The organism is Xenorhabdus sp. TH1 (genome assembly GCF_037260955.1).
GTDB lineage: Bacteria > Pseudomonadota > Gammaproteobacteria > Enterobacterales > Enterobacteriaceae > Xenorhabdus > Xenorhabdus griffiniae.
In genome coordinates, this window is the sequence record NZ_CP147734.1 from 3,580,288 (window position 1) to 3,594,521 (window position 14,234).

General features: G+C 42.1%; 19 protein-coding genes. 5 read left to right on the top strand and 14 right to left on the bottom strand.

Annotated features, from left to right (window positions below):
* Nucleotides 1-468 precede the first annotated feature (468 nt).
* Nucleotides 469-1,023: a gamma carbonic anhydrase family protein gene (locus tag WDV74_RS15610; protein WP_189760136.1), complete on the top strand. Its 555-nt coding sequence runs from the start codon at nucleotides 469-471 to the stop codon at nucleotides 1,021-1,023.
* Here the strand turns inward: WDV74_RS15610 and WDV74_RS15615 are convergent.
* From WDV74_RS15615 to dprA, 5 genes are read right to left on the bottom strand one after another with little or no spacing between them, the layout of a single operon-like run.
* Nucleotides 990-1,259, bottom strand: coding sequence for a DUF1488 domain-containing protein (locus WDV74_RS15615; RefSeq protein WP_338883723.1), 270 nt, complete (start codon nucleotides 1,257-1,259; stop codon nucleotides 990-992). The genes WDV74_RS15610 and WDV74_RS15615 overlap by 34 nt on opposite strands.
* Complete coding sequence (gene aroE, locus WDV74_RS15620) at nucleotides 1,256-2,080, bottom strand: shikimate dehydrogenase (protein ID WP_338883724.1); 825 nt, start codon at nucleotides 2,078-2,080, stop codon at nucleotides 1,256-1,258. Before aroE ends, WDV74_RS15615 begins: the two co-directional genes overlap by 4 nt.
* A 6-nt stretch (nucleotides 2,081-2,086) precedes the next feature.
* A complete protein-coding gene (tsaC, locus tag WDV74_RS15625; protein ID WP_189760133.1) occupies nucleotides 2,087-2,656 on the bottom strand; it encodes an L-threonylcarbamoyladenylate synthase type 1 TsaC in 570 nt (189 codons plus the stop codon).
* 1 nt (nucleotide 2,657) lies between these two features.
* The gene (locus tag WDV74_RS15630; protein WP_189760132.1) at nucleotides 2,658-3,209 is read right to left on the bottom strand and encodes a type I DNA topoisomerase; all 552 of its coding nucleotides are present in this window, start codon (nucleotides 3,207-3,209) and stop codon (nucleotides 2,658-2,660) included.
* 60 nt (nucleotides 3,210-3,269) lie between these two features.
* Entirely contained in the window at nucleotides 3,270-4,358 is a 1,089-nt protein-coding gene (gene dprA, locus WDV74_RS15635) for a DNA-protecting protein DprA (RefSeq protein WP_338883726.1), read from the bottom strand.
* A gap of 132 nt (nucleotides 4,359-4,490) precedes the next feature.
* Here dprA and def point away from each other — a divergent pair, with 132 nt between their 5' ends.
* The 4 genes from def to trkA all read left to right on the top strand — a co-directional run bounded on the left by def (nucleotide 4,491) and on the right by trkA (nucleotide 8,812).
* Nucleotides 4,491-5,003, top strand: a complete 513-nt coding sequence (gene def / locus WDV74_RS15640) for a peptide deformylase (protein ID WP_273571501.1) — start codon at nucleotides 4,491-4,493, stop codon at nucleotides 5,001-5,003.
* Nucleotides 5,004-5,027: 24 nt separating this feature from the next.
* Nucleotides 5,028-5,975, top strand: a complete 948-nt coding sequence (gene fmt, locus WDV74_RS15645; RefSeq protein WP_338883727.1) for a methionyl-tRNA formyltransferase — start codon at nucleotides 5,028-5,030, stop codon at nucleotides 5,973-5,975.
* Nucleotides 5,976-6,062: 87 nt separating this feature from the next.
* Nucleotides 6,063-7,343: a 16S rRNA (cytosine(967)-C(5))-methyltransferase RsmB gene (gene rsmB / locus WDV74_RS15650; RefSeq protein WP_338883728.1), complete on the top strand. Its 1,281-nt coding sequence runs from the start codon at nucleotides 6,063-6,065 to the stop codon at nucleotides 7,341-7,343.
* Nucleotides 7,344-7,435: 92 nt separating this feature from the next.
* Entirely contained in the window at nucleotides 7,436-8,812 is a 1,377-nt protein-coding gene (trkA, locus tag WDV74_RS15655) for a Trk system potassium transporter TrkA (RefSeq protein ID WP_189760127.1), read from the top strand.
* A 46-nt stretch (nucleotides 8,813-8,858) separates the two neighbouring features.
* On the opposite strand, the gene WDV74_RS15660 is transcribed toward trkA, so the two are convergent.
* The 9 genes from WDV74_RS15660 to secY all read right to left on the bottom strand — a co-directional run bounded on the left by WDV74_RS15660 (nucleotide 8,859) and on the right by secY (nucleotide 14,230).
* Nucleotides 8,859-9,059 carry a ribosome alternative rescue factor ArfA gene (locus tag WDV74_RS15660; RefSeq protein ID WP_189760126.1) on the bottom strand — a complete coding sequence of 67 codons (201 nt, stop codon included), beginning with the start codon at nucleotides 9,057-9,059 and terminating at the stop codon, nucleotides 8,859-8,861.
* 86 nt (nucleotides 9,060-9,145) lie between these two features.
* Nucleotides 9,146-9,559 carry a Zn(2+)-responsive transcriptional regulator gene (gene zntR / locus WDV74_RS15665; protein ID WP_189760125.1) on the bottom strand — a complete coding sequence of 138 codons (414 nt, stop codon included), beginning with the start codon at nucleotides 9,557-9,559 and terminating at the stop codon, nucleotides 9,146-9,148.
* Nucleotides 9,560-9,734: 175 nt separating this feature from the next.
* Complete coding sequence (gene rplQ / locus WDV74_RS15670; protein WP_074021494.1) at nucleotides 9,735-10,127, bottom strand: 50S ribosomal protein L17; 393 nt, start codon at nucleotides 10,125-10,127, stop codon at nucleotides 9,735-9,737.
* A 40-nt stretch (nucleotides 10,128-10,167) separates the two neighbouring features.
* Nucleotides 10,168-11,157, bottom strand: coding sequence for a DNA-directed RNA polymerase subunit alpha (rpoA, locus tag WDV74_RS15675; protein WP_038269634.1), 990 nt, complete (start codon nucleotides 11,155-11,157; stop codon nucleotides 10,168-10,170).
* Between the two features lie 25 nt (nucleotides 11,158-11,182).
* The gene (rpsD, locus tag WDV74_RS15680; RefSeq protein ID WP_045960135.1) at nucleotides 11,183-11,803 is read right to left on the bottom strand and encodes a 30S ribosomal protein S4; all 621 of its coding nucleotides are present in this window, start codon (nucleotides 11,801-11,803) and stop codon (nucleotides 11,183-11,185) included.
* A gap of 36 nt (nucleotides 11,804-11,839) precedes the next feature.
* Nucleotides 11,840-12,229 carry a 30S ribosomal protein S11 gene (gene rpsK, locus WDV74_RS15685; RefSeq protein WP_002919257.1) on the bottom strand — a complete coding sequence of 130 codons (390 nt, stop codon included), beginning with the start codon at nucleotides 12,227-12,229 and terminating at the stop codon, nucleotides 11,840-11,842.
* Nucleotides 12,230-12,244: 15 nt separating this feature from the next.
* Entirely contained in the window at nucleotides 12,245-12,601 is a 357-nt protein-coding gene (rpsM, locus tag WDV74_RS15690; RefSeq protein WP_038240472.1) for a 30S ribosomal protein S13, read from the bottom strand.
* A gap of 148 nt (nucleotides 12,602-12,749) precedes the next feature.
* Nucleotides 12,750-12,866 carry a 50S ribosomal protein L36 gene (rpmJ, locus tag WDV74_RS15695; protein ID WP_045968063.1) on the bottom strand — a complete coding sequence of 39 codons (117 nt, stop codon included), beginning with the start codon at nucleotides 12,864-12,866 and terminating at the stop codon, nucleotides 12,750-12,752.
* Nucleotides 12,867-12,898: 32 nt separating this feature from the next.
* The gene (gene secY, locus WDV74_RS15700; protein WP_074021490.1) at nucleotides 12,899-14,230 is read right to left on the bottom strand and encodes a preprotein translocase subunit SecY; all 1,332 of its coding nucleotides are present in this window, start codon (nucleotides 14,228-14,230) and stop codon (nucleotides 12,899-12,901) included.
* Nucleotides 14,231-14,234: the final 4 nt, after the last annotated feature.

Genomic DNA, 14,234 nt, shown 5'->3' on the forward strand with positions numbered 1-14,234 from the left:
CACTGTTAGTTCATAATGAATTAACTGCTTAGTCACTCTTTAAGACTTGAATCTTTTTTGCCTTGCGGCAATTCGATAGTCTCTTGCGAGTGCCCACACAGATTGTCTGATTAACTTGTTAAAGAGCGTTGGCAACCGGAAGCGTCTTCCGGGTTGCGAGGCTGCGTATCTTACGCTTTTCGCCTTGAGAGTCAAGCGATTATTTTCACTTTTCTCTTACCACCGTCGCCGCGTGTTTCAGCTTAGCGCCGGTCAGTGGTGGCGCATTATAGGGAGTTTTTTGATACTGGCAATAGTTTTTTGCAATTTTATTTTCAAATGAGTATTTTTTGCCCTTTTAAATATAAAAATCACTCAAATAGGCTAATATTAATACATCCCACTCCATTGCATGGCGTTTTTTTCCTCAATAACATTCCTATATAATTGCCTATATGTTTGCGATCCACTCTAACTATTGAGGTTTTTATGCCTACTGTTTTACGTCAATATCTAAATTTCTATCCTCAAATCGGTCAAAAAGTTCTTTTAGATCCTTCTTCTGTTGTAATTGGAGATGTCAGATTAGCAGACAATGTCAGCATTTGGCCCCTTGTAGTTATCAGGGGAGATGTAAATTATGTCTCAATTGGTTCACGTACAAATATTCAAGATGGCTCTGTTTTGCATGTGACGCATAAATCTCCTGATAATCCAAATGGCTTCCCACTAATCATTGGCGAAGATGTCACCGTAGGTCATAAGTCAATGCTGCATGGATGTAAAATTGGAAATCGAGTCTTAGTTGGCATGGGTTCCATTTTACTTGATGGGGTAACTATTGAAGACGATGTTGTGATTGGAGCTGGTAGTCTAGTTCCTCCAGGTAAAAAATTAGAAAGCGGTTATCTGTACGTCGGTAGCCCTGCCAAACAAGTACGAAAACTCAAACCTGAAGAATTGGAAGGGCTGCTTTATTCCGCTAATAATTACGTTAGTTGGAAAAATGACTACCTATCAACACAATCAGAAAGTAAAGAGTAGCGTCCAAATTGATCATCATGCCCACTCAAGATGGCTGTTTCAAACTCTTCTTCCAAATCCCAGCGATGTTGGCGAAACAAATCGAGTGGGTGATGATCCTTACCATAACGCTCGCTTATTTCATCAGAACTCATCATACATTCCACCAGCAAACCATCCACCATTGCTGGAAATATCACCTTATTTTCTGCCTCATCCCACTCTTCACGATCAGGAAATTGAATTGATTGGTTCATACATGTAACTCCTGTCTTAAGGCCGTTAAAGCAGGTTCTATTTCGGGCAATACTCCATGCCACAATTCAAAAGAATACGCAGCCTGCCCTACCAGCATTCCTAGGCCATCAGCCAAACGTGAAACACCATTTTGATGAGCAAACGTAAGGAAAGGCGTTAATCCATGCTGGTAATACATGTCGTAACACACACTATTATTTTGAAAAATCAACGGAGAGATGGCAGGAATTTGCCCATCAAGGCCAGAAGCTGTTGCATTAATGATAATATCAAAATCTGGAGTAATAAGGCCAAGAGCACTCATTTCAATGGCCTGGATATCACCTAATAGAGAAAATGTATTTGCGATTATTTGAGCTCGTTCAAATGTTCGGTTAGTAATAGTGACTGAACAGCCCAGTGACAACAAAGGAGACAATACACCTTTCGCTGCCCCACCAGCACCTATAATCAGGATCTTCTGTCCTTGAGAGAGGAATCTGAGTCGCTGCAAGTCTACTAATAATCCCATCCCGTCAGTATTGTCACCGAGCAATCGGTTTCCCTCAATTCGTTTTAATGTATTAACTGCACCGCAGAGACTCGCTCGTTCAGTTAATTCATCAGAGCATTTATAGGCTCTCTCTTTAAAAGGAACGGTGATATTCGCTCCTAATCCCCCCTGCTCGAAAAAATGAGTGAGGGTTTGTTCAAAATTTTCTACTGGAGCAAGTATTCTCCCATACTGATGTTCGATACCTGTTTGTTCAGCAAACAATCGATGAATATAAGGAGATTTACTATGTGCGATTGGATTCCCAAAAACAGCAAATTTATCCATAATTATCTATCCTTGCCGATATAATTTACCTGTTAACGCATCCCTGATTTCTGATGGATTCTTACGCCCACCAACTTCTCCTTCTAATATTGGGACACGATTGCCAAATTGCTGTCGTACTTCTTCTACACTACGACATGGTTCTAACCCACTTAGATTCGCACTGGTCGAAACAAGTGGTTTTTCATATATAGCGCACAGCTGCTGAACCAAAGGGTGATCCGTAATTCGAACGGCCAACGTTGAAAATTTGCCAGTCAACCATTTTGGTGTGGCTGCTTTCGCAGGGATTACCCATGTAACAGGGCCAGGCCAAGATGAGAATATGGTTTCTTTCTGTGCATCATTTAGCTGTTCATCATCAATATAAGGACATAATCTTTCATACTTATCAGCAATAAGAATTAGTCCTTTCTCCCATGGCCTATTTTTCAACGCTAATAGCTCTTGCACTGCATTTTCACTATCAGGATCACACCCTAATCCAAAAACGGCTTCAGTTGGATAGGCAATAACTTTTTCTTCTTTTAAGGCCGTGATAACTTCATCAAATACTGGTGAGATTACGTAACTCATTTCATTTCTCAATTTCGTTAACTTGCTGCTTACTACACAATTTACTGGCACAAAATAATTTTACGCCTTGGGAAGTGCGCTTTTCTATTAACAATGGATAGTGACAAAACATACATTCACCTGAAGTTGGCTTATTATTAAGTGCAAACTGACACTCTGGATAGCGACTACAGGAATAAAATGTCTTACCAAAGCGAGATTTACGCTGGAGTAATTTTCCTTGCTGACATTGAGGACAATTAATTGAGGTTTCATCTGGTTTATCAATTAATTCTGTATATCCACATTCAGGATAATGACTACAGCCAATGAACATACCATAACGCCCTTGACGCAAGGCTAAAGTGAAACCGCATTTGGGACAGAGTTGACCATCCAATTCTTTAACAATATGTCCATCTACTTGTGCTTTCAAAGGACGGAGATAATGGCAAGATGGATAACTGGAACACGCATAAAATGGGCCATGAGCGCCATTGCGGATCACTAACTCAGCATTACACTCAGGGCAATGCTCTCTTTCTTTTATAGTAAAAGGCACTTTCTTAGACATATCTCACTCGCTGAATATCGGCAGCCGCCATAACATTAGAAAAAGCACAAATTAAATCGCTTAATTAGTTCGGACATACCCACCAGCAACAACAGCAACTTTTCCCATGAGTTCCAACTCCAGTAATTTGGTCATAACTTCGGTAACAGGCAGGGAAGAGCTCTGGGCAATCACATCAATAGGTGTAACTTCACTACTTACGTTAACCAGCACATCCACAAATGGCAACTCTGTTTGTTCAAATTGTTTATTTTCTTCCTCCTGACCTTTTTCTTCTATATTAACCCATTGAAAAGACGAACTAATATGTTCCATGATATCCATTACATTTGTTGCTAAATAAGCCCCTTGTTTAATCAACCAATGATTGCCTTCATTCGTAGGAGTGCCTAATGGGCCAGGTAATGCAAAGATGTCTCGCCCTTGTTCAAGAGCACAACGTGCTGTAATTAATGAACCACTATTCTTATGAGCTTCCACAATAAGAAGAGCCAAACTTAACCCACTAATAATCCGATTTCGTCTTGGAAAATGCTTGGCCTTAGGTGGCACATCAGGAAAAAATTCGGAAACTAATGCGCCATTTTCTTTAATATGATCGGCTAAGGACTTATGTCTACTGGGGTAAATATTTTTAAGCCCACTACCAAGTACGGCGATTGTTCTGCCTCCCGAATCCAATGCTGCCTGATGGCAGATACCGTCAATACCAATCGCCAATCCACTCGTTATTACCAGATTATTTTTAGCCAAACCACTAGCAAATATCTTTCCCCATTTTTCGCCATAAAAAGTCGCAGCCCTGCTACCCACTATTGAAATTTGCTTTTGAGATAAAACCGATACATCACCAACAACAAAAAGAACAAGAGGTGGAGAGTGTATTTGTTTTAATAAAGGCGGATATGCGGGATGAGAGAAAGTCAACAAATGATGATCTGGATGTTCTAACCAATTGAGAGCCGAAATCAGCGCGGAAGTGTTAGCTTTCATAAATTGCAAGCATTGTGCAGATGACAGACCACATGCTTTAAGGGAGGATATACTGCAATTTTTCGTTTGTAACAGACGATCCATAATAAGCATGGCCTTCGCTGCTGAAAGATGAGAGACCATTTTCATTCTTAACCACATTTCCATCGCGTCCATATCGTCATCCTGACCTGAGGTTGAGAGCACCCTCTCATGATTAATTTATGCTCAATACTGTCAATCTAAATGGGAAATGTCTAGAATAGGCATCAATTATCACTCACTTTTTGGATGCAGTTCTAAACATATATGTCAGTTTTACAAGTATTACATTATCCAGACGAGCGACTTCGCACAGTTGCCAAGCCAGTAGAAAAAGTCGATGCAGAAATTCAGCGTATCGTTGATGATATGTTTGAAACGATGTATGCAGAGGAAGGTATTGGTTTAGCGGCAACACAAGTCGATATACATCAGAGAATTATTGTCATTGACGTCTCTGAGGATCGTGATCAACGTCTTGTTCTGATTAACCCGGAATTGATTAATAAAGCCGGTGAAACAGGAATAGAAGAAGGTTGTTTATCTGTTCCTGAACAGCGTGGATTTGTGCCTCGCTCTGAGCAAGTAAAAATTAAGGCCTTAGACTATAACGGCCAACCATTTGAATTAGAAGCTGATGGATTACTGGCAATCTGTATTCAACATGAAATGGATCATTTAGTCGGTAAACTCTTTGTTGATTATTTATCACCATTGAAACGTCAACGCATCCGTCAGAAAGTTGAAAAAATTGACCGACTGAGAGCCAAAAACAAATAACTTTTATTATCGCAGGAAATAACAGTGTCTGATTCTTTACGTATTATTTTTGCCGGAACGCCTGATTTCGCGGCTCGCCATTTGGCTGCTTTATTAAACTCTCAACACCAAGTTGTCGGAGTGCTCGCTCCACCAGACAAGCCGGCAGGAAGAGGTAAGAAACTGACACCAAGTCCTGTAAAGGTATTGGCTGAAGAACATGATATTCCTGTTTTCCAGCCAAAAACCTTACGTACAGAAGAAAGCCAACAATGGGTCATGGCGCAGCAAGCTGATATTATGATCGTTGTTGCCTATGGCTTAATCCTTCCCCAAGCCATTTTAGATATACCACGTTTAGGCTGCTTAAATGTCCACGGTTCTTTGCTACCTCGCTGGCGTGGTGCAGCTCCCATTCAGCGCTCCATTTGGGCCGGCGACCAAGAAACTGGCATAACTATCATGCAGATGAATGCAGGACTTGATACTGGTGATATGCTATTGAAAGCCATTTGCCCAATTACAAACGAAGATACCAGTGCTAGCTTATACGAAAAACTTGCCGATATTGGGCCAAAAGCCTTACTCAATACCCTAGATTTAATCACATCGGAAACACACCAGCCTGAAATTCAGGATGACACACTTGCAACCTATGCCGAAAAACTGAGTAAAGATGAAGCAAAAATAGATTGGAATTTATCGGCAAGCCAAATTGAGCGTTGTATTCGTGCCTTCAACCCTTGGCCTATGAGCTTCTTCTCAGTTGATGATCAACCAATTAAAATCTGGCAGGCAGAAGTCATTGCAGAGCAAACCACCCAACCTCCTGGAACAATTATCAACGCAGATAAAAGAGGTATTCAAATTGCAACTGCGGATGGGATATTAAATATTGTTCAATTACAACCACCGGGCAAGAAAGCAATGTCGGCTGCAGATCTCTTAAACTCCAAACGTGAGTGGTTTACACCTGGTAGCAAAATCAACTGATACTAACCTGACTTTGCCTGAATATTTTAGCATTCAGGCTTCTTCCTATTTTACCATGCTGACGAAAGTCAGCTTTTTGACCATAGCATGAAAAATACATATAACCTGAGAAGCATCGCTGCAAAAGCAATCACTCAAGTGCTTGAGCAAGGGCAATCCCTCAGCACCGTTATACCCGAACTCCAACAAAAAGTTTCTGATAAAGATAAGGCATTGTTACAAGAGATCTGTTTTGGTGTGATGAGGGTATTACCTCAGCTTGAGTGGTTTATCAGTCAACTCATGGCAAAGCCATTGAAAGGAAAACAACGTATTTTCCACTACCTAATCATGGTGGGTATATATCAGCTGATATATACACGTATACCTGCACACGCTGTACTTGCCGAAACCGTCAATGGCGCAACTAATTTAAAACGACCACAGCTGAAAGGTGTCATTAATGGTGTCCTTCGCCAGTTTCAGCGCCAACAACAAGAATTAATCGAACGGACAAATAATAAACACCTACACCCCAAATGGCTGCTAGAACGCATTCAAAAAGCATATCCACAAAATTGGCAAACTATAGTGGATGCCAACAACCAAAAGCCCCCTATGTGGCTACGAGTTAACCAATTCCATCACACGGCGAAAGAATATCTTGCACTATTAGAAGAAGCTAATATAGAAGCAGAATTAGATACCAACCATCTTAGTGCTATTCGTCTTCTGAATCCCTGTCCTGTCAGTACACTACCCGGATTTAGCCAAGGCTGGGTAACCATTCAGGATCGCTCCGCACAGGGATGTGCAGAACTTTTAGAACCACGTGACGGTGAATCCATACTGGATCTTTGTGCTGCACCTGGCGGAAAAACCACTCATATCCTCGAAATAGCACCAAAATCTAAGGTTCTCGCTATCGATATTGATGAGCAACGAATTAAGCGAGTAAAAGAGAATTTACAACGGCTTAACTTACATGCTGTCGTTAAAACAGGTGATGGACGCCTTCCACACGAGTGGGCTGCTGATGAACGATTTGATCGTATTCTTCTTGACGCACCGTGCTCTGCCACAGGGGTTATTCGCCGTCATCCTGACATAAAATGGCTACGCAGGAACGAAGATATAAATCAATTAGTTACATTGCAATCTGAAATCCTTGAAGCTATTTGGCCATATTTGAAGCGTAATGGCACACTGGTTTATGCCACCTGTTCAATTTTACCTCAGGAAAATAGTGAGCAAATAAAGGCATTTTTGGCCCGTCATCCCGATGCTGTATTATCAAAAACAGGTAATTCGGATACTCCTGGAACACAAATTATTCCAGAAGCTACGGGTGGTGATGGTTTCTTTTATGCCCGACTAACTAAGCAATAATAATGCTCTCTCGTTCCAATTGAACGAGAGAATTTTATGGTTTTGCTAAAATATCAAGATAGAAGATGGCTTCCAATTGAGAAGAGAATGCTATGAAGATAATCATTCTGGGTGCTGGCCAGGTTGGTGGAACATTAGCTGAAAATTTAGTTGATGAAAACAATGATATTACTGTCGTTGATACCGATACAGATCGTCTACGCCAGTTACAGGATAAATTCGATCTCCGAGTTGTCAATGGCCATGGCTCCCATCCCAGAGTATTGAAGGAAGCTGGTGCTGAAGATGCTGATATGTTAATAGCTGTCACAAATTCAGATGAAACCAATATGGTTGCATGCCAAATTGCTTACTCTCTATTTAACACACCTAATAAAGTCGCCAGGATACGCTCATCAGAATATATCCGAGAGTCAGAAAAGTTATTTCAACCTGATGATATTCCTATTGATTATCTAATATCACCTGAACAACTGGTTATTGATTACATCTATAAATTAATCCAATACCCAGGAGCATTACAAGTTGTTAATTTTGCTGAAGGGCGTGTCAGTATTGTCGCGGTTAAAGCCTATTATGGTGGTTCACTGGTAGGTAACGCCTTATCCTCACTCCGAGAACATATGCCACATATTGATAGCAAAGTTGCTGCAATATTTCGTCAAGATCGTCCCATTAGACCACAAGGCTCAACAATTATTGAAGCTGGAGATGAAGTCTTTTTCGTTGCAGCATCACAACATATCAGGGCAGTAATGAGTGAATTACAACGCCTTGAAAAACCGTATAAACGCATCATGATTGTTGGTGGCGGTAATGTTGGTGCGGGCTTAGCCTTGCGACTTGAAAAAGATTACAGCGTCAAGCTAATTGAGCATAACCAAAAAAGAGCCATTGAATTAGCTGAACTATTGCACGATACCATCGTGTTTTATGGTGATGCTTCAGACCAAGAATTGCTAGCTGAAGAACATATTGAACAAGTTGACGTTTTTATAGCACTAACAAATGATGATGAAGCCAATATTATGTCAGCCATGCTTGCAAAACGAATGGGGGCTAAAAAGGCGATGGTTCTTATTCAACGCAGTGCATATGTTGATTTAGTACAAGGTGGAGTCATTGATATTGCAATTTCGCCTCAACAAGCAACAGTATCGGCGCTACTTGGCCATGTCCGTAAAGCAGATATTGTCAGTGTATTCTCATTAAGAAGAGGAGTTGCTGAAGCTATTGAGGCCATAGCACATGGCGATGAACATACTTCAAAAGTTGTTGGGCGTAAGATAGGTGATATCAAATTACCACCAGGAACAACAATAGGTGCCATTGTCCGCGATGAAGAAGTCATCATTGCTAATGATTACAGTATCATCCAACAAGGTGATCATGTAATCATGTTTATTACTGATAAAAAATTCGTGCCTGAAGTAGAAAAACTTTTCCAGCCAAGCCCTTTCTTCCTGTAGAAACATCAATTCGAACTTATTCGATTAATAGAATCTACTTAAAAAACTAGAAGGCCAATGATAACAACTTGAAAAAATTATTATCATTGGCCTCCCAGCCATGGTTTTTACCATGTTTTTCTTTACGATTATAACTTCCCTTACCTTTTTTATTTTTCTCTACTCTCTGTCGAAACAAAGGATCATGTAGTAAGGCTTCTATAGCATTATCTTTGATAACACCTTTTTTATGGCGATATGTTGTCATAATAACCTCTAAATTAATTAATAAAATCGTTTTACGATTAAAAACAGTGCGATTGTACTCTTAGCACTCAGAACAATAAAGAAAAATTATCTGTTTGTCGCACCTTCTTCTAAAATTTCCAATATAGAACAATATGTACTGACGTGAGTGCTACCACAACAAGCATCACTCAACATTTTCAAAGAATCGCGCATTTTTTGCATTTCTAATAATTTTTCTTCCACTTCTCGCAATCTAGAATCAACAATATATTTTGACTCCTTGCATGTATGGTGCTCAGGATCAACCCGAATAGATAGTAGTTCTACAATTGCTTCGAGTGTAAAACCTAATTGTTTTGCATAACGGATAAAACGTAATCGCTGTAGATCTTGTTCAGTATATAGTCTATAACCACCTTCTGTTCTCTCTCCATGAAGCATCAGCCCCTGTTTTTCATAAAAGCGGATAGTATCAGGTGTTACACCTGCTAATTTTGCCAACTGACCGATACGATACATAAGATTTTCCTATCAAGTAGAAAGTAATCACAATACTACCAGAATAGGCTAAGAGATCATCTGAACAGGAAAAATTTACAGATTAGCTGGTGAATATAAAACGAAGAGTGAGAGGATCAAAATTAAAAAGCAATAAAAAACCGGGATAATACCCGGCTTTTTACGCTCCTACAGATTACTCTGCAGATGCTACTTCTGTCTGAGACTCTGCTGCACGGTCAACAAGCTCGATGTATGCCATCGGTGCATTGTCACCAGCACGGAAGCCACACTTCAGAATACGAGTGTAACCACCTGCACGGCTCGCAAAACGCGGGCCCAGTTCATTAAACAGTTTTGCCACGATCTCGTTATCACGAGTACGGGCGAATGCCAGACGACGATTAGCTACGCTGTCGGTCTTGGCAAGAGTAATCAGCGGCTCAACGACGCGACGCAGTTCTTTCGCTTTAGGCAGAGTCGTCTTGATGATTTCATGACGAACTAAAGAACCTGCCATGTTGCGGAACATAGCTTGGCGATGGCTGCTGTTGCGGTTCAATTGACGACCACTCTTACGATGGCGCATGACCTTATCCTTCTCAGTAAAACCTTAACCTGTGATCTAGTTACTCATCAGCAATACTTGCTGGTGGCCAGTTTTCCAGACGCATGCCCAGAGAAAGTCCACGTGAAGCCAGTACGTCTTTAATCTCAGTAAGAGATTTTTTACCCAAGTTAGGTGTTTTAAGTAACTCAACTTCAGTACGCTGTACCAGATCACCGATGTAGTGGATAGCTTCTGCTTTAAGGCAGTTAGCAGAGCGGACAGTCAATTCCAGATCGTCAACAGGGCGCAGCAGGATCGGATCAAACTCTGGCTTCTCTTCTTTTACTTCTGGTTGACGTACATCACGTAAATCAACGAAAGCTTCTAGTTGTTCAGCCAGAATGGTAGCTGCACGGCGGATCGCCTCTTCAGGATCGATTGTACCGTTAGTTTCCATCTCGATAACCAGCTTGTCCAGGTCAGTACGCTGTTCTACGCGAGCTGCTTCAACATTGTAGGCGATACGCTCTACTGGGCTATAGCAAGCATCTACTAACAAACGACCGATAGGGCGCTCATCTTCTTCCGAATGAATTCGGGCAGAAGCCGGCACATATCCACGACCACGCTGAACTTTAATACGCATGCTAATGGAAGCGCTTTCGTCAGTCAGATGGCAGATTACGTGCTGCGGCTTGACGATTTCGACATCACCGTCATGGATGATATCGGCTGCAGTCACAGGGCCAATGCCAGATTTATTCAAAGTAAGGATAACTTCATCTTTACCCTGAACTTTCACCGCCAGCCCTTTCAGATTGAGGAGAATCTCCAGGATATCTTCCTGTACACCTTCTTTGGTGCTGTACTCATGCAGTACACCATCAATCTCAACCTCAGTCACCGCACAACCCGGCATAGACGAAAGCAGAATACGGCGCAGTGCGTTGCCAAGAGTATGGCCAAAGCCACGCTCTAATGGCTCAAGGGTCACCTTGGCGTGCGTCGAACTGACTTGCTCGATATCTACCAGGCGCGGTTTTAGAAACTCTGTCACAGAACCCTGCATTGTGTCCTCTCTTTGGTGCTAAGCTTTACTTAGAGTAAAGCTCGACGATCAGGTGTTCGTTAATGTCAGCGGATAGATCAGTACGTTCAGGAATACGCTTGAACACACCTTCCATCTTCGCAGCATCAACTTCCAACCAAGTTGGTTTCTCACGCTGCTCAGCCAGCTCTAAAGCTGCTTTAATGCGAGCCTGCTTCTTCGCTTTTTCACGAACGCTGACTACGTCATTCGGGGATACCTGATAAGAAGCGATGTTAACAACGCGACCATTTACCATGATAGCCTTGTGGCTTACCATCTGGCGTGATTCGGCACGAGTCGCGCCAAAACCCATACGATAAACGACGTTATCCAGGCGACTTTCCAGCAAGTTCAGCAGGTTTTCACCTGTGTTGCCTTTCAGACGAGTCGCTTCTTTATAGTAGTTACGGAATTGACGCTCCAGAACACCGTAAATACGACGAACTTTTTGTTTTTCACGTAACTGTACACCATAGTCAGACAGACGCGGTTTACGTGCGCCGTGCTGGCCTGGTGCCTGTTCTAATTTACACTTGGTGTCAATCGCGCGAACGCCAGACTTCAGGAAAAGGTCTGTACCCTCGCGACGGCTCAGCTTGAGCTTAGGACCCAAATATCTTGCCATTTTCTTTCTCCAACAATCCTAAAAAACGAAGACGTACTAAACGCGACGTTTTTTCGGTGGACGACAACCGTTATGAGGGATCGGAGTCACATCAGTAATATTAGTGATGCGGAAACCAGCCGCGTTTAATGCGCGGATAGTTGACTCACGGCCAGGACCAGGTCCTTTAACCATAACTTCCAGGTTCTTAATTCCGTACTCTTTTACTGCTTCAGCGCAGCGCTCTGCCGCAACCTGAGCTGCAAACGGAGTAGATTTACGAGAACCACGGAAACCGGAACCACCGGCAGTTGCCCAACCCAAAGCGTTACCCTGACGATCAGTAATAGTAACGATGGTATTGTTGAAAGAAGCATGGATATGAGCCACACCGTCAGAGACTTGTTTTCTTACACGCTTACGTGCACGAATAGGTGCTTTTGCCATTATTCAATACCCCGATTATTTCTTGATCGGTTTACGCGGACCCTTACGGGTACGTGCATTGGTCTTAGTACGCTGACCGCGAACTGGCAGACCACGACGATGACGCAAACCACGATAGCAACCAAGATCCATCAGACGTTTGATACTCAGGGTTACTTCACGACGCAGATCACCTTCTACAACGTATTTGGCAACTTCGTCACGCAGCTTGTCAATTTGCTCTTCAGACAGCTCACTGATCTTAACATTTTCAGCAATGCCCGCTGCTGCACAAATTGCTTGTGAGCGGGTTTTACCGATACCGTAGATCGAAGTTAATGCGATTACAGTATGTTTCTGATCAGGAATGTTAATGCCTGCTATACGGGCCACTATGCACTCCTACAATATTTATTCACTGCAACATCATTCTGAAAAGCCCGTTTTCAGGATACTCAAACAATGTTGCTGTCAGATAAAAAAGATTGGCTGGCTAATTTAGCCAGCTCAACCCAACTTTGCAAGAAAAATATGCGATTAATTAGCCTTGGCGCTGTTTGTGCTTAGGCTCTGCATTGCAAATTACACGAACGATACCGTTACGTTTAACAATTTTGCAATTGCGGCATAATTTCTTGACGGAAGCACGAACTTTCATTTTTACTCTCCGTAACTTCTCAAGCAAACCGATTAGCGGTTATATCCTTTCAGGTTTGCCTTCTTCAATGCAGACTCATATTGACTCGACATCATCAGAGTTTGCACTTGAGCCATAAAGTCCATGATGACGACGACTACAATCAGTAGGGAAGTACCACCAAAATAGAATGGAACTTTCATTGCATCACGCATGAACTCCGGGATTAAGCAGATAAAAGTAATATATAACGCACCAATTAAGGTCAGACGAGTCATTACTTTATCAATGTACTTAGCCGTTTGCTCTCCCGGACGAATTCCTGGTACGAATGCACCAGACTTCTTCAGGTTATCTGCTGTCTCTCTTGGATTGAAAACCAAAGCCGTATAGAAGAAACAGAAGAAGATGATTGCAGATGCGTATAATAACACATAAAGCGGTTGACCTGGTTGCAAATACATAGAAATAGTTGTCAACCAATTCCAGCCTGTTCCCCCTCCGAACCAAGAAGCTATGGTACCAGGGAACAAAATAATACTGGAAGCAAAAATTGCAGGGATAACCCCAGCCATATTCACTTTCAACGGCAAATGTGTACTTTGTGCCGCAAAAACTTTACGACCTTGCTGACGTTTTGCATAGTTAACAACGATACGACGTTGACCACGCTCAATGAAAACAACGAAGAAAGTTACGGCAAACACTAATACTGCAACCAACAGCAACAGGAGGAAGTGCAGGTCGCCTTGCCGAGCTTGCTCGATGGTGTGACCAATTGCAGGCGGTAGACCCGCAACGATACCAGCAAAGATTATGATTGAAATACCGTTACCGATACCTCGCTCAGTAATCTGCTCACCCAACCACATCAAGAACATGGTTCCCGTGACCAGGCTTACAACAGCCGTGAAATAGAATGCAAAGCCAGGATTAATAACTAATCCTTGCATTCCAGGCATATTCGGCAACCCAGTAGCAATACCGATTGACTGGAATATTGCCAGCACTAATGTGCCATAACGGGTGTACTGACTTATCTTACGACGACCAGCTTCCCCTTCCTTCTTAATCTCTGCTAAACGGGGGTTAACCACAGTTAGCAACTGGATAATAATAGATGCAGAAATATACGGCATTATACCCAGTGCAAAGATAGAAGCACGGCTTAAAGCACCACCAGAGAACATGTTAAACATTTCAATGATGGTGCCTCTTTGCTGCTCGAGCAATTTGGCAAGCACAGCGGCATCAATACCAGGGATTGGAATAAAAGAGCCAATACGGAAAACAATTAGAGCTCCAATGACAAACAAAAGTCTGCGTTTTAACTCGCCTAATCCGCCTTTGGCACTTTGAAAATCTAATCCTGGTTGTTTAGCCATCTGT

Excerpts from the sequence above, each read along its gene's own strand:
- dprA (WP_338883726.1), bottom strand. The coding sequence starts at position 4,358 with ATGGACGCGATGGAAATGTGGTTAAGAATGAAAATGGTCTCTCATCTT.
- WDV74_RS15660 (WP_189760126.1), bottom strand. The coding sequence starts at position 9,059 with ATGACAACATATCGCCATAAAAAAGGTGTTATCAAAGATAATGCTATA.
- trkA (WP_189760127.1), top strand. The coding sequence starts at position 7,436 with ATGAAGATAATCATTCTGGGTGCTGGCCAGGTTGGTGGAACATTAGCT.
- rpoA (WP_038269634.1), bottom strand. The coding sequence starts at position 11,157 with ATGCAGGGTTCTGTGACAGAGTTTCTAAAACCGCGCCTGGTAGATATC.
- zntR (WP_189760125.1), bottom strand. The coding sequence starts at position 9,559 with ATGTATCGTATCGGTCAGTTGGCAAAATTAGCAGGTGTAACACCTGAT.
- WDV74_RS15610 (WP_189760136.1), top strand. The coding sequence starts at position 469 with ATGCCTACTGTTTTACGTCAATATCTAAATTTCTATCCTCAAATCGGT.
- rsmB (WP_338883728.1), top strand. The coding sequence starts at position 6,063 with ATGAAAAATACATATAACCTGAGAAGCATCGCTGCAAAAGCAATCACT.
- rplQ (WP_074021494.1), bottom strand. The coding sequence starts at position 10,127 with ATGCGCCATCGTAAGAGTGGTCGTCAATTGAACCGCAACAGCAGCCAT.
- tsaC (WP_189760133.1), bottom strand. The coding sequence starts at position 2,656 with ATGAGTTACGTAATCTCACCAGTATTTGATGAAGTTATCACGGCCTTA.
- secY (WP_074021490.1), bottom strand. The coding sequence starts at position 14,230 with ATGGCTAAACAACCAGGATTAGATTTTCAAAGTGCCAAAGGCGGATTA.
- rpsK (WP_002919257.1), bottom strand. The coding sequence starts at position 12,229 with ATGGCAAAAGCACCTATTCGTGCACGTAAGCGTGTAAGAAAACAAGTC.
- WDV74_RS15630 (WP_189760132.1), bottom strand. The coding sequence starts at position 3,209 with ATGTCTAAGAAAGTGCCTTTTACTATAAAAGAAAGAGAGCATTGCCCT.
- def (WP_273571501.1), top strand. The coding sequence starts at position 4,491 with ATGTCAGTTTTACAAGTATTACATTATCCAGACGAGCGACTTCGCACA.
- rpmJ (WP_045968063.1), bottom strand. The coding sequence starts at position 12,866 with ATGAAAGTTCGTGCTTCCGTCAAGAAATTATGCCGCAATTGCAAAATT.
- WDV74_RS15615 (WP_338883723.1), bottom strand. The coding sequence starts at position 1,259 with ATGAACCAATCAATTCAATTTCCTGATCGTGAAGAGTGGGATGAGGCA.
- rpsD (WP_045960135.1), bottom strand. The coding sequence starts at position 11,803 with ATGGCAAGATATTTGGGTCCTAAGCTCAAGCTGAGCCGTCGCGAGGGT.
- aroE (WP_338883724.1), bottom strand. The coding sequence starts at position 2,080 with ATGGATAAATTTGCTGTTTTTGGGAATCCAATCGCACATAGTAAATCT.